At 50.3% G+C, this 18885-nt stretch carries 17 protein-coding genes and 1 other RNA gene; 12 read left to right on the top strand and 6 right to left on the bottom strand.

Going from position 1 to position 18885, the window contains the following annotated elements:
- The first annotated feature begins 9 nt into the window (after positions 1 to 9).
- From L2082_RS08135 to L2082_RS08120, 4 genes are all read left to right on the top strand, one after another.
- Positions 10 to 429: a hypothetical protein gene (locus L2082_RS08135; RefSeq protein WP_446008431.1), complete on the top strand. Its 420-nt coding sequence runs from the start codon at positions 10 to 12 to the stop codon at positions 427 to 429.
- Between the two features lies 1 nt (position 430).
- Positions 431 to 1711, top strand: a complete 1281-nt coding sequence (locus L2082_RS08130) for a radical SAM protein (protein ID WP_446008432.1) — start codon at positions 431 to 433, stop codon at positions 1709 to 1711.
- Positions 1712 to 1835: 124 nt separating this feature from the next.
- Positions 1836 to 2462 (top strand): hypothetical protein, encoded by a 627-nt coding sequence (locus L2082_RS08125; RefSeq protein ID WP_446008433.1) that lies wholly within the window; start codon positions 1836 to 1838, stop codon positions 2460 to 2462.
- A 293-nt stretch (positions 2463 to 2755) separates the two neighbouring features.
- On the top strand, positions 2756 to 3187 hold the full coding sequence (locus L2082_RS08120) for a Fur family transcriptional regulator (protein ID WP_446008434.1): 432 nt from the start codon (positions 2756 to 2758) through the stop codon (positions 3185 to 3187).
- An 81-nt stretch (positions 3188 to 3268) separates the two neighbouring features.
- On the opposite strand, the gene tyrS is transcribed toward L2082_RS08120, so the two are convergent.
- The 6 genes from tyrS to L2082_RS08090 all read right to left on the bottom strand — a co-directional run bounded on the left by tyrS (position 3269) and on the right by L2082_RS08090 (position 8064).
- Positions 3269 to 4492, bottom strand: coding sequence for a tyrosine--tRNA ligase (tyrS, locus tag L2082_RS08115; protein WP_446008435.1), 1224 nt, complete (start codon positions 4490 to 4492; stop codon positions 3269 to 3271).
- A gap of 15 nt (positions 4493 to 4507) precedes the next feature.
- A complete protein-coding gene (rny, locus tag L2082_RS08110) occupies positions 4508 to 6073 on the bottom strand; it encodes a ribonuclease Y (protein ID WP_446008446.1) in 1566 nt (521 codons plus the stop codon).
- Positions 6074 to 6537: 464 nt separating this feature from the next.
- A non-coding RNA gene (gene ssrS / locus L2082_RS08105) (6S RNA) lies at positions 6538 to 6708 on the bottom strand.
- Between the two features lie 58 nt (positions 6709 to 6766).
- Complete coding sequence (zapA, locus tag L2082_RS08100) at positions 6767 to 7078, bottom strand: cell division protein ZapA (protein WP_446008436.1); 312 nt, start codon at positions 7076 to 7078, stop codon at positions 6767 to 6769.
- Positions 7079 to 7109: 31 nt separating this feature from the next.
- A complete protein-coding gene (locus tag L2082_RS08095) occupies positions 7110 to 7412 on the bottom strand; it encodes a cell division protein ZapB (protein ID WP_446008437.1) in 303 nt (100 codons plus the stop codon).
- Between the two features lie 169 nt (positions 7413 to 7581).
- A complete protein-coding gene (locus tag L2082_RS08090; RefSeq protein ID WP_446008438.1) occupies positions 7582 to 8064 on the bottom strand; it encodes an NUDIX hydrolase in 483 nt (160 codons plus the stop codon).
- Positions 8065 to 8305: 241 nt separating this feature from the next.
- Here L2082_RS08090 and mqnC point away from each other — a divergent pair, with 241 nt between their 5' ends.
- The 8 genes from mqnC (at position 8306) to L2082_RS08050 (ending at position 18729) form a co-directional block, all read left to right on the top strand.
- The gene (mqnC, locus tag L2082_RS08085) at positions 8306 to 9400 is read left to right on the top strand and encodes a cyclic dehypoxanthinyl futalosine synthase (RefSeq protein ID WP_446008439.1); all 1095 of its coding nucleotides are present in this window, start codon (positions 8306 to 8308) and stop codon (positions 9398 to 9400) included.
- Positions 9397 to 10644, top strand: coding sequence for an amidohydrolase family protein (locus tag L2082_RS08080; RefSeq protein ID WP_446008440.1), 1248 nt, complete (start codon positions 9397 to 9399; stop codon positions 10642 to 10644). Before mqnC ends, L2082_RS08080 begins: the two co-directional genes overlap by 4 nt.
- Complete coding sequence (locus tag L2082_RS08075) at positions 10641 to 11471, top strand: menaquinone biosynthetic enzyme MqnA/MqnD family protein (protein ID WP_446008441.1); 831 nt, start codon at positions 10641 to 10643, stop codon at positions 11469 to 11471. The genes L2082_RS08080 and L2082_RS08075 overlap by 4 nt, the downstream gene beginning before the upstream one ends.
- A 236-nt stretch (positions 11472 to 11707) precedes the next feature.
- The gene (cas7-11i, locus tag L2082_RS08070; protein ID WP_446011609.1) at positions 11708 to 14929 is read left to right on the top strand and encodes a type III-I CRISPR-associated gRAMP effector Cas7-11i; all 3222 of its coding nucleotides are present in this window, start codon (positions 11708 to 11710) and stop codon (positions 14927 to 14929) included.
- Positions 14913 to 15797, top strand: coding sequence for a type III-I CRISPR-associated protein Cas10i (gene cas10i / locus L2082_RS08065; protein ID WP_446008443.1), 885 nt, complete (start codon positions 14913 to 14915; stop codon positions 15795 to 15797). The genes cas7-11i and cas10i overlap by 17 nt, the downstream gene beginning before the upstream one ends.
- Positions 15794 to 16741 carry a hypothetical protein gene (locus L2082_RS08060; RefSeq protein ID WP_446008444.1) on the top strand — a complete coding sequence of 316 codons (948 nt, stop codon included), beginning with the start codon at positions 15794 to 15796 and terminating at the stop codon, positions 16739 to 16741. The genes cas10i and L2082_RS08060 overlap by 4 nt, the downstream gene beginning before the upstream one ends.
- Before the next feature lie 2 nt (positions 16742 to 16743).
- On the top strand, positions 16744 to 18561 hold the full coding sequence (locus L2082_RS08055) for an NACHT domain-containing protein (protein WP_446008445.1): 1818 nt from the start codon (positions 16744 to 16746) through the stop codon (positions 18559 to 18561).
- 27 nt (positions 18562 to 18588) lie between these two features.
- A complete protein-coding gene (locus L2082_RS08050) occupies positions 18589 to 18729 on the top strand; it encodes a hypothetical protein (RefSeq protein WP_446011608.1) in 141 nt (46 codons plus the stop codon).
- Positions 18730 to 18885: the final 156 nt, after the last annotated feature.

Below are 18885 nucleotides of genomic sequence, written 5' to 3'. Positions count from 1 at the left end.
GAAAAAATCATGGCCCGCCATATTAACCCAAGCAGATCAACCAACAAAACTATTGATGCCCTTGATCGGAAACGAGAAAGAGAACGTCGCTTTATCCTGAATAAGGCCAGAGATAATGCCCCTGAACTGGCCATCATACTGGTCCAGCGGCTTATGGATGATCATATCATCGAAACCAACGATGTCCATGCCATCCAACAAGGAGTGGAGCGCCAGTTGAAAGAACCTGCTGATATGGAAGAGTTCGAGATCCGCCTCAAAATTGCTGATATTCGAACCCTTGTTCCTGATCCTAATATTCTAAGCCTCTACCTCACAGCCTATATCATTGAAGACCTGATTAACCATCCTAAAATCCAGGATATCTTTGGCGATGATCTTGATGTCTATAAGGCTGTTGACACTGTTCTGAGCAAGTTAAAGAAATAAGGTGGGAGCAAATACACCAGCCTTGGTTTTTGCCAATAGCCAAGGGGAAATCATAGACTATAGCGGTTTGACCATGGCCGGTGCCAGTGGCAAAGGTTTTCACTGCCCAGACCATGCTGAACTGATTGAATTGCCTCCAGGAAGTGAACTCTTTGCCCTGCCTGGCCGTCTGCCAGTGGGCATTGAGCCAGAAAATGGTGAACCTGCCCTGCTGGACTGTGATCCCCATACCGGGGAGAGTGGCATCTCTGCTGTTGCCGCCTTTATGGCTCCGGCCCATACAGCTATCTATACAGCGGCCTATCAGAGCCAGGACAAGGCACCACTCCTGCCCCTGTTTGCTTACACGGCTGTGGGTTGGATGAATGGCAAATTCTGGGTTGCTGCCTTTCGCAGTGATCAGGACAGCCGTCAGGATGCTGGGGAGTTTGACCAGGATCTTATCAATAAACGGACGGAAAAACAGCTCAGAAGACATCAGGAGAACCGTCTGATTCAGCACTTGGGTACATGCTGCCTCACCTATGGTTGCCCGGCTGCCCGTAATTATTTCCTTGGTCGTTGGGAAGCCCCCCTGCCCAGCTCTTCCCAATGTAATGCTGACTGCGTTGGTTGTATCTCGCTCCAGCCGTCTGGCTGTTGCCCCTCTACTCAGGATCGGATTCGTTTTACACCAACAGCCCGTGAAATCGCTGAAATTGCGGTTCCGCACCTGGAGAATGCCCCCCGGCCCGTGGTCAGCTTTGGTCAAGGCTGTGAAGGTGAGCCCCTGCTTCAGGCAAAAATTCTGGAGCAATCTATCCAACTGATCCGGCAGCAGACTGACAAAGGTACCATTAACCTGAATAGCAATGCCAGCCTGCCTGATGCGGTGGAAAAACTGGCTGCTACGGGCCTGGATTCCATCCGGGTTTCCATGAATTCAGCACGCCCGGAATTTCATCAACGCTACTATCGGCCTTCCGGCTTTTCCTTTGCAGAGGTTCGCCGCTCTATTAAGGTCATGAAGGCTGCTGACAAGCATGTTTCTCTGAATTACTTCATCCTTCCGGGGTTTACTGATGACCCTGAAGAATATGATGCGCTCTGTGAACTCATCGCTGCAACCGGCCCTGATTGTATTCAGCTCCGTAATCTGAATATGGATCCAGAGTATTATCGAAAGGCTGTGCAGCACACACCCAAAAATCCACCTTTGGGAATGCTGCGATGGCTGGAGAACCTGAAGGAGCAGTTTCCGGCGCTTCAGTTTGGTTACTTCAATCCCTGCTTAAAAAAATAAGGCAAAAGTAATGCGTACATGCAAGCTTTCAACTGGACTGATAAGCTAGAGAAATTCTTCATGAATCTACCGTCCGTAATGAAAAGCGCCGGAATGGGTCATAAAAACTCGAAAAGGAAACACAATGGCGTATTCAGATTACACCTCACTGCATAAATTACAAAAGGAACTCAACCTTACCCACCATAAGGAGCTATTATTTCCTGATATACACCCAATTGAACCTTCGCAAAAACTACAGGAAGACCTTGAAGAGGCACGGAACTATAGCCTGCTCACTGAAAAAGCAAAGTCCGAATTTTTGATTACCCCTGTGCTGAAGGAGGTGCGACGCAGTTATCCTGCTCAGGTCGGCGTTTTTTCCGGGGTCAACTTAGATATTGCAAGCGCAGGCTTGAGCGGTTTTTGTGATTTTATCTTAAGCCACGAGCCAAACACCATTGAGTTGACCGCACCGATTTTTTGTTTGGTGGAGGCGAAAAATCGCACTTTGGAAGAAGGATTTGCGCAATGCGCAGCAGAAATGTATGCGGCAATCTTGTTTAATGAGGAAAACCAAACTCCACTGGATTTTATGTATGGTTGCGTGACGAACGGTTATGATTGGAACTTCATGCGGTTACAAAACAAACGTATACAAATAGACAGCGTTCGTTTCTTTCTGAATGAAATCGAAAAAATCTTAAGCATTTTCAAAATAATCGTAAGCAGCTACGATCCTCAAACAACTGTTAAACCTGCAACAGTTTGAATACGATCCATAATGCGTACCCTACCGGACTTCAATAACTATCCGACACATCTCAACTAACCGTTTTTCCTCTCCTTCCTCCGCCTCATCTGCGGCCCTAACCAGTAATTGATAGGACAAAGGGCTTTCCTGCTCGGTTCGAACAAGAATTCCGTTTTTTTCAGCAGAGACAAACTGTGTAAAAAATATACTTACTCTATTTATTAAACTTGACTTCTCAAAAAATAGTTTTATAAATGATACTTACTATCCTATTTAAATGGTCAACTTTTTTAACCAGAGAGAAACAGGTTATGAATACTCCACCGTCCATGGTTCGCCTGACAACGCAGCGTCAAATCCTGCTTGAAGAACTCTCCAAAGTCAACACTCATCCAACGGCCTGCGAACTCTATAAAATGGTACAAAAACGTCTGCCCAGAATAGGGCTGGGTACCGTCTACAGAAACCTCGAAATCATGGTTGATTCGGGCATAATACTCAAGCTTGAACTTGGAGGAGAACAAAAACGCTTTGACGCAACAACGGAGCCTCATTACCATGTTCGCTGCACAGTCTGCGGCAAAATGGATGATGTCACGCTTCAGGTACAGGAAGAAATCACAAAAAAAGCAGCTGAAAAAACGTCCTATAAAATAATAGGCCATCTTCTGGAATTCACAGGCGAATGCCCGGACTGTCAAAAGGCGCAGGCAGCAAAAACAAAGGAGGCTGACACAGCCTGAGCATTCATTCAGAATTACTCAACCGAATGGCCTCCCTCTTTCTCTTGTGATCCGAGCTTAGAACCTGGAACCTTACTGTTATTACTGATCAGGAGCAAAGGAAACCTTACAGAAGCGACGTTTTCCCACCTTGAGAAGCACTTCAGCATCAGTAGGGATTTCTGCGTTCACATCCGCAACCTTTTCCCCATTCACAGAAACCGCGTTCTGCTTCACCATCCGCCGACCATCAGAGGTTGATTTGACCAGCCCTGCTTCCAATAAGAGTTTGGGCAACCATATGGTTGCGCCTTCTGCATTAAGCTGTTTTTCCAGTATATCATCAGGAAGCTCATGGCGCTTAAAAACCTGCTCAAAATTCTTTTCCGCAGCATCAGCCGCATCCTGATCATGAAACCGCACCACCAACTCCTTGGCCAGCTGGACCTTGACCGCCTTAGGATGCACCTTGCCCTGCTCCATGTCCTGTTGCAGCTGACTGATCTTTTCCTGACTCAGATCACTGAGCAACTCATAATAGCGGAACATGAGTTCATCACTCATGGACAGGATTTTACCAAAAATATCATCTGCTGATTCAGAAACACCTATGTAATTACCCAGAGATTTACTCATTTTCTGGACACCGTCCAGCCCTTCCAGCAGGGGCATGGTCAGGACCACCTGGGGCACCATACCACGGGTCCGCTGCATTTCCCGGCCCATGAGCAGATTAAAAAGCTGATCTGTCCCGCCCAGCTCTACATCAGCCTTGAGCGCTACAGAATCATACCCCTGAATCAGGGGGTAAAAAAACTCATGAATAGAGATGGGACGATGGGCTTCAAAACGCTTTTTAAAATCATCCCGCTCAAGCATACGTGCCACAGTAAGCTCAGAGGCCAGATGGATCATTTCATAGGAAGAGAGCTCACCCAACCAGGCAGAGTTAAACACCACCTTGGTCTTTGCCGGATCAAGAACCTTAAAGACCTGTTGTTTATAGGTATCAGCATTACGGGCAATATCATCACGGGTCAGAGGTAGCCTGGTTTCCGACTTGCCAGTGGGATCGCCGATCAGGCCGGTAAAATCTCCGATCAGAAAATGAATGGTATGACCAAGCTGCTGAAACTGGCGCATCTTCTGCAAAAGGACTGTATGGCCCAGATGGAGATCAGGAGCAGTGGGATCAAAACCAGCTTTAATCACCAGGGACTCATCTTTTTCAATGGCTTTTTTGAGCTTTTCCTCCAGATCTTCCCGAGAAATAAGCTCGGCACAACCGCGCTCTATAAGAGCTATTTGCTCCTTAACAGATTTCATGCTCTTCATAGCTCCTTACTTGGCATACTCAACTGCTCTGGTTTCCCGAATAACTGTTACCCGAATCTGACCTGGATAGGTCAGTTGCTCCTCAATAGACTTGGCTATATCACGACTCAGCAGCATGGCTTCATCATCATGCACCTTCTGACTGTTCACAATAATCCGTAAATCCCGACCAGCCTGAACAGCATAGGATTTATCAACTCCATCAAATGAACTGGCTATATTTTCAAGATCTTCCAGACGCTTCACATAACTTTGCAGCATTTCTTTGCGGGCACCAGGGCGGGCCCCGGAAAGGGCATCTGCAGACTGGACCAGGACATCAAGCACACTTTTGGGCTGAAGATCTTCATGATGGGCTCCAACAGCATAGACAATATCCTCAGCCTCACCATATTTCTTGACCAGATCCCGACCAATGATTGCATGGGAGCCTTCAACTTCATGATCAACAGCCTTGCCAATATCATGGAGCAGGCCAGCCCGTTTGGCCTTTTTCACATCCAAGCCCAGTTCTGCTGCCATAACCCCGCAGAGAAAGGCCACTTCCAGGGAATGCTGGAGAATATTCTGTCCATAGCTGGTCCGGTATTTCAGGCGACCGATCAGGTTAACCAACTCCACATGCACTCCGTGGGCATTGACATCAAAGGTAGCCTGCTCGCCCACCTCTTTTATTTCCACGTCCAGTTCATCAGTAACCTTGGCTACGACCTCTTCAATCCGGGCAGGATGAATACGGCCATCAGAAATCAGCTGAATCAGGGACTGACGGGCAACCTCACGTCGGATAGGATTAAAACCAGACAGAATCACCGCTTCTGGAGTATCATCAATAATAATATCAATCCCGGTGGCTGCCTCAATGGCTCGAATATTACGACCTTCCCTGCCGATAATCCGCCCCTTCATCTCATCACTGGGCAAGGGCACCATAGACACCGTTTTATCAGCAACATAATCACCTGCATAACGAGCAATGGCCAAGGCAAGGATATTTTTTCCTTTTCGATCTGCCTCAAGCTTCATCTCATTTTCAATACGGCTTAAACGCTTAGCTGCATCCATCCGGGCTTCGCTTTCAATGGATTCCATAAGCCGTTCTTTGGCCTGGTCACGGGTGATCCCGGAAATACTCTCCAGTTCATAGCGCTGCTGCTCAATAAGATCATTCAGCTCATCTTTCTGGGCTTTAGCAGCCTTTTCCCGATCATATATTTTCTTTTCTCTGGTCTGAAGGGATGATTCTTTCTTTTTCAGATCATTGAGTTCGTCATGAAGCTTATCAAGCTTGCGGTCAATTCGACGTTGCTCTTCCTTAATCCCTTTTTGCGATTCTTTTATTTCTTCTTCAGCTTCTTTTTTGGACTGATAGACCTCTTCTTTGACCAGGAGCAGGCGTTCCTTCTTAATCTGCTCTGCTTCCTGAATAGCGTTTTCAACAATCAGACGTCCCTGGCTCTCAATATCTGCCTGATTCCCCTCAACTAACTTCTTTCTCAGCACAAAACCGACAGTTACCCCGGCAATCAATGCCAGAACAAGGAGAAGTACTGTCACACCACTCATCATCATAGTATATTTACCTGCTCCGTTATGCTGTATTGAAGGCAAAACGCACACCTCCTGACCAGCAAAGTGAACAATTTACTTTTCAATATTTTTTAAACGTTACACCAAAAACCGTAAATTCCTGGAACGGAAGGAGAAAGGAAGCAATACACCAACAAGGGACGCCGATGAAAATCTGCTCTCAAACGGATCAGAAGGACGCAGCTGAATGTGCTGCGAAAAGACATTATATTAAAAAATCTTTACAGATCGGAAGAATATATATATCCGTTAAAAGACCGGTGAATCATAATCCTCCAGACATTACGCTTACGCCGGAAAACGCCCCTCTCTTGAAGCATACCTCACTTTCCCGGAACTCTTTGTCGCACCGGACCCCCTTGAACATCTACGGTTCAAGGATTATGTAGAACGGGACTATGCAGTCTGTGCAACTGCCAACGGTCCCCGATAACCGCTGTCAAAAAAAATCCCCCGCCCTGCCGTGTCAACGCAATGATTAAACCTAAATAAATAGGTGGGTGACTTGATACTGCCGTTAGGAAAGCAATAAAGCCTTCCAGCAAGCAACAGGGAAGTCAACCCTATCAATGAGAGTTGGCTCAATACTCCGCTGATCACAAACAGCGCAGGGAAAACATTATATTAATCAAAAAATTCGTAGGAGAAAAGATAAAAAAGCAAATTATGTATGCATTATTTATCCAAAGCCGTAGCAACTCGTTTAATAAGCCCTGAAATCAACTCGTTTCTTCCTTTATATTTTTTTCGCTCGTCATGAAATTTATCAAATTCCCGCTGTAGATTCACATGGCGAGCCGCTATCCGCAAACAAGCCAGCACCAGGAGGGTGCTGGAAGGAACCGTGGTTGTTGGGCCACACTCTTCGGGTTCACCCAACTCTTGACGCAATATGGAAACAGCCTCCTGCACCTCGTCATCCGGCACATCGCTATAGAACGAAAACTCCTGCCCGTAAAGGGTAAAGCTGATAAGACGCTCTTCCATATTCCTGCAAATAGGCTTATTCTTCAACGGCTCACAGGGCGGTTGCGTTTGAGACGTGGTGTTCCTCTCCTTTTCCCTGCTGAACCTCCATCTGCTCACCCATGCCCTGGTCTGCTTCCCATTGTTCTATCCGGCCCAGTAAACCGGAAACTCGCTGGGCGACCTCTGAGCGTTGTTCCTGCAACTCGGTAAGCTCCATCTTTAACAGCTCACGTTCTTCTTCACTCTCTTTGAGATTTTCCTTCAGAACACGATACTTTCCTTGTAACTCACTATATCTATAAATCAATGTATCGACAAGCTGTTCCAAGCGAACAAACTCTTCGTTTTCCATACCGCAAGTCCTTTTTTATATGTCTCTCTGTATCAGCTATAAACAAAAAAAACAATACCTAGCGACCAAAGCACTTCGTATAAAATGCAGCAGCCTCTTATTAAGAATATACTTACCAGCTCACGCAGGCAAACGCAAGGGTTTTACCCCATGCCAAGGAATTCCTCTTTTAGCGAAAATACTGCCAGCTCACAGGACGCCCTTTTTCATAGGGCATATGTCCATGAAACGGGAGGGGATCTTTATCAAAGACCAAGGGAAGAAAATAGCGATCTCCTTCCCACATAGGAAGCTCTGCCAGCTGATCCAGCCGGTGCCAGGCAAGCTTACCTTCCTCGTTGGTTTGGCGAGGCACCCCCACAAAAGAAGTGATCAAAAAAATAAAGCCCAGCCAGTGTTCTCCAGCAGGGCCAAAACCGGGCCAATTAATGGTCCCGCGTAATTGCATCTTCTGGCAAAGGATCCCGGCCTCTTCCTGAATTTCCCGAACCATGCAGCTCTGGACATCTTCATCAGCCTGCATTTTTCCACCCAGTCCGTTATACTTGCCCAAATGCTGATCATCCTTGCGGGCATTGCGATGGACAAGCAAGACCTTTTCAGCGTCTGGGGAAAGGATATAACCAAGCGTTCCGATTATAGGCGTATACATTCCTTTTTCCTGTTCTGATTATCGCAGCTTTTCTGCTACCGCGCTATACGGTCTCTTTCAATCCTTGTCAAGTACCATACAACTCTCTTGTTTGTAAATAATCAGCATAAACTTTTCTTTGAGCTTCCAAGGTTTGACAGAATCACCATATCCTGCTATCTATTCGTCAAGTTTTTCAAGTTTTCACTCTTCATACTCAAAGATATTCAGGGATATTATTAATAATGAAATCAAAAATATTATGCAGCAGATAGCAGATAAAGTAATCGCCGGAGAGCGCATCTCCGGCAAAGAATTCCTCCTCCTTGCCGACAAGGCCGACCTTTACCAACTGGGTTTCATGGCGGATAGCGTCCGCAAGCGGCTCCACCAGGAACCTGTGGTTACCTATATCATTGACCGCAATATCAACTACACCGACATCTGCATCTCGGCCTGTAAATTCTGCGCCTTTTTCAAGCCCCCGGAAGACCCGGAAGGCAAGATCCTGAGCAAGGACGAGTTGCTGCAAAAAATCCGCAAAACCCAGGAACTGGGCGGCACCCAGATTCTCCTCCAGGGCGGACTCCATCCCGATCTCCCAATCGAATTTTACGAGGACATGCTCCGCTTCATGAAGGAGACCGGCATTCATATCCACGGATTTTCTCCACCGGAAATATGCCATTTTGCCGAGATATCAGGTTGCTCGGTTAAAGATGTACTGCAACGGCTCATGACAGCTGGCCTGGATTCCATCCCCGGCGGCGGGGCGGAAATCCTCTCTGATCGGGTCCGGGAGCAGCTGGCCCCGCGTAAATGTTCGGCAGATGCGTGGATTGCGGTCATGGAAACAGCCCATGCCCTGGGAATGCGCACCACTGCCACTATGATGTTCGGGCATATCGAGACCTGGGAAGAACGGCTGGAGCATCTTCAGAGACTGCGGGATCTCCAGGATCGGACCGGCGGCTTTACCGCCTTTATCCCCTGGCCTTTTCAGCCGGATAACACCCCGTTGGCCGGAACTATGCACGAAGAAAAAAGGATGAAAAAAACCTCCGCCTTTGCCTATTTGCGTATGCTGGCCCTGAGCAGAATTTTTCTTGATAATTTTGATAACATTCAGGCATCCTGGGTCACCCAGGGGCCGAAAATAGCCCAGCTCTCCCTTTTTTTCGGGGCCAATGATTTCGGCTCCACCATGATTGAGGAAAACGTGGTGGCCGCCGCCGGAGTGCATTTCCGACTCTCCGAGCAGGAAATCTGCCACCTGGTCACCGATGCTGGCTTCAGCCCGCAGCAACGGCTGATGGATTACACCCCGGTGAAACAGAAAACAGAGCAGGAGCAGTGACAGACCGGCTGATAATCCATTGCGCTCCCTGGCTCCTCCCCATAAGCCATCCACCGCTCCGGGACGGGGGGCTTGCAGTGCGGGCAGGAAAAATTATCGGGGTGGGCAGGTTCCAGGAAATCGTTCGCCGTTATCCGGGGGCAGAACGTGTTGATCATACCGAGAGCGTGCTCATGCCCGGCCTGGTCAACGCTCATACCCATCTGGAACTCTCGCATCTCGCCCATCTTTCCCAGGAGCCTGTCCCTGCGAGCTTTACCCAATGGATCAGCCATATGCTGGCGGAACGAGCCAAGGCCGATGCTGATAAGAAAACAATCCTGGCCGCAGCCCGTGCCGTACTTGCGCAACAGCAGGAACAGGGCGTGGTCGCCCTCGCGGATATTGCCAATACCGGCTTTATTCAGGAACTGGCCCCGGAGTTTCCAGGGCACCTCCTCTGTTGCAAAGAGTATCTCGGTCTGCGTTCCGATGAAGTTGAAGCCTCACTGCAAAACCTGGAAACAGCAGGAGAAGCGCAGTGCTGCACTGGCCATGCCCCCTATTCCACGCATCTTCAGCTCCTGCAAACCCTGAAGGACAGGGCAAAACGGCTGGGGCATGTTTTTCCTGTCCACGTTGCCGAATCTCCAGCAGAAAATGATCTGATTCGTTTCGGGACAGGCGAGATACGGGACTTTCTCGAACAGCGCGGCTTCTGGGATAACAGTTTTCAACCCACAGGTACAGACAAGAAAGGATCGGTTTCCTATCTCCATCAACACGGTCTGCTTGACAGCCGAACTCTTTGTGTGCATGCTATCCATGTGACAGATCAGGAGATGGATCTGCTTGCGGAAACCAGGGCCAAGGTCTGCCTCTGTCCGGGCAGTAACCGTTATCTCGGAGTGGACACAGCCCCGGTGGAGCACTACCTGCGCAAGGGTATCCTGCCTGCCCTGGGCACAGACAGCCTGACCAGTAATCCAGAGCTTTCCATCTGGCGGGAAATGCGCCTGCTGGCTGAAGAGCATCCGACCGTTGATCCGGGGGATATCCTGCGCATGGCAACCTTGGGCGGGGCTGAGGCATTGGGTATGGAGAAGACGCTCGGATCGCTGGAAGCGGGCAAAGAGGCCCGAGTATTGGCTATCCGAGTCCCGGCCTCAATCCAAAACACAGCACAAATTCAGAGCTGTCTGGTGCATAATAATGCCGAGACAATAGCTGACTATACAACTGATCAGGAGCACAAGAGCACATGATACGCCTCGGCATGGTGAACTACATCAACACCGCTCCGATTTACGAGATATGGAAGGAGCAGGTGCATCGCCCGGACTGGCCCGTGACCGAGGCCCCGCCTGCCCGGCTCAATCAACTGCTGGCAGCCGGGGACCTGGATCTCGGTTTTGTCTCCTGCTACGAGTATGCGGCCCGCCCGGAACAGTACCGAATCCTGGCTGATCTTTCTATCTCCGCCACCGGGCCTGTGGGCAGTGTGTTTATGTTCTCCTCGGTTTCACCCGAAGAGCTGGATGGCAAACTGGTGCTCATGACTGGCCAGTCCGACACCTCGGTCTGGCTCCTGCGCATTATCCTGGAAGATTTTTTCAAGGTCAAACCGCAGTATATCCGGGGTGAAATCTTTGCTCCGCGCACCCCGGAGGACGAACCCGCAGCTGTGCTCGCCATCGGTGATGAGGCCCTGCGACTGGCAACAGCAAAAGACTCGCCCTACCCTGTCCAGATTGACCTGGCTGAATTCTGGCACCAGCAGACCGGTCTCCCCTTTGTCTTTTCCGTCTGCGCAGTGCGTGAGGATTTTCTGGCAGGAGCAAAAAAGGCTGCACAGGAACTGCACCAGACCCTGCTCTCCTGTCGTGACCAGGGGCAAAAACGCCTGCCAAAGATCGCTGAACAGGCGGCCCGACGAATTCCTATGGACCCAACGGCATGTCTTCATTATCTCCAGGCCATGGAATATGATCTCGGGCCGGCAAAAAGAGAGGCCCTGAAAGAATTTTTCAGCCGCCTGATTGGCCATGGTGCGGCATCAGAGAAAGCGCTGCCTTTGAAAATATTTCAATGAGGTACCGAGCGCCCCGTTTGTGAATCACCCGGCCTTCTCCCATTTTTCCATTTTTTGACTCCTAATACTTTTATTTTTCAAAAATCCGATTATATTGCTCTTCTGCAACGCACCCTTCTAACGAAGCAACATGAACCTCTTGTGCGTCATTGTTATTTGTAAATGATTTATAGATGTTGTCCCGGCCACAAGTCAGGAGAGCATTATTGATTCACCCAAGACTTTTAGGAAAAAAAATGCTGATTCGCGGAAAACTTATTGCTGAGGCCCCGATTTATCGCGGAAATGCCCGCAAGACTCTGTTTACACGGGACGGTGACGGGCGAAACCGGATGGTTTCCCTTGCCGGAGAGGTTGATGGCACTGCCCAGGCCCTGATGGATGCCTTTACCGGACAATCCAAAAACGGGCGCAACAAGGGGTTACTCAATCGTCTCTGGGAACGTCTTTATGGACAGCCTATGCCGGATAAACTCTTCAAATCGGTTCATTGCATCCTTGCCGATCAATGTTATGCACCAGATCGTTTTTTTGATCTTCGCATGGGCATCCGTCTGAATGAAGACCGTTGGGCAGTTGAAGCCAATGGCAATTATAAGATGGAGACCACCTTTAAGAATTGCGTGTTTGATTTTTCTCTGGCAATAAATGATACACTGATTGAACAGAACGATAATAAGGCCAGGCTGTTTTATCTTTTGCGCGAGCTGGAAGAAGGGCGTTTTTGGTTTGGGGCAGGAAAGACCAAGGGGCTGGGTCGTTGCCGTTTGCAGCCAGATACGCCATTGCCATTGACCAAGGCTCCGGCCTTGCGCTCAGGCTGCAACCATCTCAGTATTGAGCTTTCCTTTGATGCGGAAAATCCTTTGCTCGTGGGCTGGAACTGGGGCAAGCTGGACCCGGATCAGCCTTCATTCAAGGAAACAAGCGGGGCGTTCTATCTTCAGGGTGTCAGGCAGATTCCTGATGAGCTGAAAAAACGGATTGAGCTTGCCCTTGGCGGTACAGTAACCGATCTGGATGATTGGCTTACCCGCCTTGACGAGGCCCTGCCAAGAGCCATAGCAGCCTGGATCGCTCGCGGCTCAGAAAGCAGTTCCAGCAGCTGGATTCTGCCTGCAGCTCAGGTTGCGAAAATGGGCAAAGGCAAATTTCCTATTTCCAAAAAACTGCTCAAGCAGATGGAACCGCTATTGGATAAGCCTTTTGCCAGCAAAGAGGCTGTTGAGGATGCTTTTGCGGAAACCATGGGAAAAATGGCCAAAAAAGCCCGCCGTGCTCTTCAGGCTGTGGAAGAACAGGAACAGACAGAACATAGCCTGGACCCGGATTTCTGGCGGGAAACAGCGGAAAGTATGGGGATGCCGGCTGAGACATCTGCAGAGCAGATAAACGCTGTGCTGGATGATCCCGAAGCTCTGACACAAACCATTACGGCACTCTGTCAGCAATACACCTTGCCGGACATCCATGCTGAAATCAAACAGCGGAGCAGAATGCTGCAAAGTGATGCCTGGGTGGATGGAGAAATCAAAACACGGGAACAACATCTTCGTATCAAGCAGATGCTCCTGCAAAGAGAGATCAAGGAAGAGCAATGGGGTGAACCGGCAGCTGTCCCTGCCGGGGTTGATGATGCTGCCTGGCGGGAATTTATCCACTCCCATGATCGTGTGCAGTACCGTCACATGCTCAATGATCGCAATCTGCGCAAATCCATTACCAATGATGAAAACGCCATTGCCTTTTTACGGGGCTATCGCGACAAGGCCAGGATTGAGATTTCCGGGGCAGAATCATGTGATTATCGGGCCGGAGGCCCCTCCCGCCGTCATATCTCCAAGGAATACGGCAAGCCCTATGATACGGTCTTTATGCGTATGCTTTCCTGGTCTCCTTCAGCTGGCAAGGCTGGTACCTGGGAAGCCTATATACCGGGCAGCACTATAAAAGGTGCGTTCAGAAAACGGGCCGCTATGGTGCTTGGCGCATTATGGGGTGAGGGCAGGGATACCAGCGACGTTCTGGATCGTCTGTTTGGTAAACAGCGACAGTCAGGTCTTGTCAATTTTTCCGACGCTTATCTGCGCAACCCGAATGCATCGGACCAGCCCTGGTGCTCTCTGGACGCAGTTCGGATGGACCCGGCATCCGGCGCACCTGTGGACGAGGCCAAACTTGACCTGCTCTATGCCTATGGCAGGGATTTTCAGTTTAAGCTGCGCCTTGATCTTGCTGACCTGAATGAACAGGACATGCAGGCTGTGGAGGTGCTCATGGCCTTGCTGGCTGATTTTCAGGACGGCGATATTGTCCTTGGTGGTAACAAGACCAAGGGACTGGGCTGGGTCAAAGCGCAGACAGATGCGGTCACCTGGCTCTGCTCTTCTGCTGATCGACTTGGGGCCAAATTGTTTCAGGACGCTGCTCCAGAGGAGCACGGTCTCTGGCAGAAAACACAGCTTGAAAACAAGGCTGCTGATGCCTTTTGTCGTCGTCTTGCCCGGATCAAGGCAAAGCAGGATGTGCCTGCTACCCCGCCCCAAAGTGCTTCCGGCTATATTTCCCATCGCATCCTTGGCGGGCATAACGGTATCCTGGTTTTGGAAGGCAAGCTGCTGACCCCGCTCCATATCAAGGAAAGCGGTGAACCATCGCACAGTATGATGCTGGGTAATGAACCAGTCAATGGCTGGGATTTCTTCAGCATGACCCCACCTGATGCGGAGAGGCGGGGCCAGGATCGCTGCTATGCCATTCCTTCCGGCTCTCTCAAGGGGATGATCCGCCATATCTATTCCATTGCCACTGATTCTGCTCAGGAGAGCCCTTCCCTTGACCGGCTCAACCCCACAGACTCCCTGTTTGGCTGGGTCGGCAACGGACCTAATCAATCCATTATGGGCAGGGTTGTTTTTGAGTTTGGCAGGTTTGAGCAGCCGGAATTTGGCTGGTTCAAGACACCCTATCCCTATGGGGGCTGGCAATGGGACCAGGGCAAGTGGAAAGACATTGGCAAGGGACAGGTCAAAATGCACCGGATTGACAATCAATGGCGGATTTTCCCGCAGGCCCCGCTTGCCCCTTGTGTGGAACAGCGTGCTGATTTCAACCCGGATGAGATTGACGCATCGTATCAACGTGCAGTCCTTCCTGGCTCCACCTTTACAACTCAGATCAGGTTCTGGAATCTCACAGATCAGGAACTGAGTCGTCTGCTCTGGTGTCTTGTCCTGGATAACGATATGGGCCATAAGGCCGGAAAAGGCCGGTATCTTGGTTTTGGTGCCCTGCAACTGCGCCTGTTACCGGAAAGCCGACTGATTGACCTGAAAGCCCGGTACAGTGAGAACCGCGACAACAGTGGTGTTCCGCTTGATCTGAACAAGCTGCTGCAGGTTGACCTGATCAAACATCACAAAGATCTGCGAAAATTGCTCAATGTTAAACCTCTCTGATAGGTTGTACCGCTGCTGCACCGGCCCTGAGTTGCTCGGGGCCGTGCGCTGGTTTCGTCATCATAAATGTCATTATAACAATGACACTCTCCCGCTGCCGCCGGTACGAACGGCTCTGTCTTCACTTTGTGTTCGTTGCAACCTTGATGCTGTAGCAGCAGACGGGAACATGAAAAATGAAGAAATGTTGTGTCCTTTTTGTCTGGCTGTCAGCAAAGAGGCCCGGCAGGTGCAAAGGCAGATCAGGCATTTTTTCTGCATTCTCGGTCGGACAAAGCATATGCCCTGGAATCTGCGACAAAGCTCTCCTGTACCAGCCTATAAGGAGATCATTCAGCTGGAAAAAGAATATTTTCTCTTTATGCTTGAAAGGCACGACCTTGGTCCCTGGTTGAGCGAACTTTTGCTTGAGCATGGAGAAGAGTATCAGGCTGTGTTGACCCTTTTTCCGACCACAGGGAAAACATATCCTTCCATGGGGGATTCCCTCCGCCTTGCCCGCCATTATACGGCCCGTATTCCTTTGCCAGTAAGCGGGGTTTCCATCTGTCTGTATGCCCATTCCCGCCATATTCTCCGTAGTCCTGAGTCTGAGGTGGCCCTGAACAGTCCGCTTGAGGAGTTCCTGCAATACATAAATATGGCTGTCCAGTTTCGCCGTTATATTCACCCGGGTGATCAGGAGGAACTTCAGTATATTTTGCTGGAGGATCGGGAAAATCTTCGTTTTCACTACGGTCGTTTGCTCAGTCGTCTGCAACCGGAAGCCAGGGAGATGCTGGAGACCTGGGCTGTTCGGCAGTGGACAAAAGAGCAGGTCAGTCATTTTTTCTCCATGTTGCCTTTTGCCCGGTTTTCAGCCCCATGATACAAATACTTCGCTACTTGTTTGTCCTGCGCATCAACCGTTCTCTGATTGAAACGCTGAAACAGCCGGACCAGGAGATCCTACATAATCTTGCGGCCCTGATTGCGGAAAATATGGGAGGAGCTGATGGCAAGGCCTGGAAAAAAGCTGCGCGACGCCTTGCCAATGCCTCTGTCGATGTATCTCTTGATGCTGTTCCGTTGGCTGGGCCACCGCCCTGGCCTATTGATGCTGTTTTGTTGGCTGAGAATCCTGGTACCCGTCTTTGCCTTAATGAACTTTTTTTCTTTGAACTTACCGTGCTTGGCGACAGGATAGGGCATCATTTTATCCTGGAGTACCTGTTACCTGCTCTGGAGCAGGCCGGGTACAGCAGGATGGAAAAACAACCCAAGTTTGGTCTTTGGGGGAATTATGAGATTGTAGGTCTGTTTTGCGCCCACGGTGCAGACTGGGAACCAGTGATTGATGAAGGGCAGTTGAGCAGTGATTATTTTCCAAAACCTGATCAGTGGGCACGGGATTTTATGATGAATGGAGCTGGAAAGATTTTTACCCGGCTTGACTGGATCCGTCCTTTGGCTCCTGATGCGGCTATGCCGGAAAACGGCCCGGATATGCCTTGGCTGCTTGCGGCCCTGGAGCGCAGGATGACTGCACTAAAATTATTGAACAAGGGGAGTGCAGATATGGACACCCTGGTTCAGGGGATTCCTGGCATGGAGAAAGCAAGCTGGCAAGAGGCTGTTGATGCTGCGCAAGCTATGCCTGCACCGGTTTCTGTTCTTCGTCCTGTTGAAAAAGAACATCCTGCAAAGGCTGTGATTGGCAGACAGCATTTCAGTGCTCTTCCGCCTGTTGTCCTGCCCTGGCTTGAACTGGCCTCTATCCTCCATCTTGGCCTGCATACCCATTATGGCTATGGCGGGTTTTCGTTGGCATAGCTATGACTGATATATCTGACAACGGACTCAACATCAGCAGGCCGGTTGCCGTCTGGAACCGGGAGATCAAGGCGGAACCACGCAAACTGCTACTTGGTATCGGCAAGATGGTGGTTGAAGGAGTCTTCAAGGACTGGAGCGACTTTGGCGGTGCTGCTCTCGACACCCTGGATGCCCTTGGTCTGGCCAAGAAACCGGGTGAACTGGCTTGGTTACTCATCTATCGTGCCCTGATGACAGCTTTGACTGAGTTGGTGAAGAATTACCAGGATTTGTTCCGTAAGTCACCGGAATCAGACAAGCTGGAAGAAATTTCCACTCTGTTTGAACAGGCAATGGCAAAGGCGGATGTCACCATCACCCTGAATTTCTTTGACCGACCCGGTGAGCTATCCCTGCTCAAGGAACTGCACGCCCCTTTGATCGAGTGGTTGCACGGACTCGGTGCTTCAGAAGCTGATGCTGCCCAGATCGCCTGTCGTCTGGCGGATTATTTTGTCTTTGCCCTGCACCAGACCTGGCGCAAGGCCCCACAAGATTACGCAGCCCTGACCCAATATTTTGACAGCCCGTTCACCGGGGCGACTGAAGAGGTACGGAACTGGCTGCTCTATGCGCAGCATCTGCAACGGCAGGTCAGCGACCGGATGTTTGCCGAGGCATTTGGCGTGGATAAGGTCTATGTGCCGTTGCGGGCCTATTATGAGGAAAAGGAGCAGGAGGATGAGCGCAGGCAGGAGCTGGAACCGCACCGAGACAAGGTAAAACGGATCGTGGTGGATCTGGAAGACGAGTTCCGCAGTTGGCTGGACAACTTCACCGCTGCTCAAGCAGTGCGCTTTATCAGCGGCGGGCCGGGTTCGGGCAAATCCACCTTTGCCAAGATATTTGCCGCCAAGATTGCCGCAGAAAACAAGATCCCCTGCCTGTACATTCCCCTGCATCTCTTTCATGCCACAGACAACCTGATCACGGCAATGGAGAGCCATATCAAGAACAACCCGTTCCTGTCCAGCAATCCGCTGGCTGCCAAAGAAGGCAAAGACCGTCTGCTGATCATCTTTGACGGCTTGGACGAGCTGGCTCTGCAAGGCAAGGCTGCTTCGGAGACAGCGAACAGCTTTGTCGATGAGGTGCTGCGCCGCATTCACGAGGGCAACAGCTATGGCAAGCAACGGCAGGTTATTATCACCGGGCGGACGATTGTCATTCAGTCGGTGGCGGCCAAGCTGCGCGATGCCAAGCAGATCAGCTATGTGCTACCGTATTTTGTTGCAGAATGGGAGCGGGAGGAATACCACGACCCGGCCAAGCTGCTTGCTGAAGATCAGCGGCAGCGATGGTGGCGGCAGTACGGCGACGCTGCGGGCAAAGGCTATGCGGGCCTGCCTGATGACTTGGCGCGACAGCATCTTGCTGAGATCACGGCCCAGCCGCTGCTGAATTACTTGGTTGCGTTGAGCTATGACCGCAAGACCATCCAGTTTACCGACGAGACCACGCTGAATCAAATCTATGCCGACTTAATTAAGGCGGTCTATTGCCGTCAGTATGAAGATGGTGGCCGGGTAAGTGCTTGTGCGGGCGGGCTGGATGAGAAAGACTTCATCCGGGTCTTGGAGGAAATCGCCTTGGCAGTATGGCACGGCGACGGGCGCACCGCCACAGTTGCCGGGATTCGGGAAAAACTCAAGGCGGGCGGCATTGAACGCTATCTGGAGCAGTTCCAAGAAGGGGCAAAAGCGGGCGTGACTCGTCTGCTCACCGCCTTCTACTTCCGGCAAAGCGAGCACCGCCAAGACGGCGACCCGACCTTTTAATTCACGCATAAGAGCTTTGGCGAATACTTGACAGCCCTGCGCATTGTCCGCCTTTTGCGCCAGATGCAGAAGCAGCGCAAGCGGCGACAGGAAGACCCGGATGATGGTTGGTCGGAAAAGGAGGCGTTGCAACATTGGACTTCCTTTTGTGCGATCATATATGGATGAAGACCTTCTGCGTTTCATCAGCAATGAATGGCTCTTCGCAGATTAGTGGGAAACGCCATATTCTGCATAATTAGAATAGACATTCTGGGGAGATAATATTATAATTTGTGAAAAAAATCAAAGAGGTTTTTCCATGAAACTACTTTCTCTTGCTTA

The organism is Candidatus Electrothrix sp. (assembly GCF_052785085.1).
The sequence above is the reverse complement of the archived record's forward strand: the minus strand, read 5'-3'. Positions and strand labels throughout refer to the sequence as shown.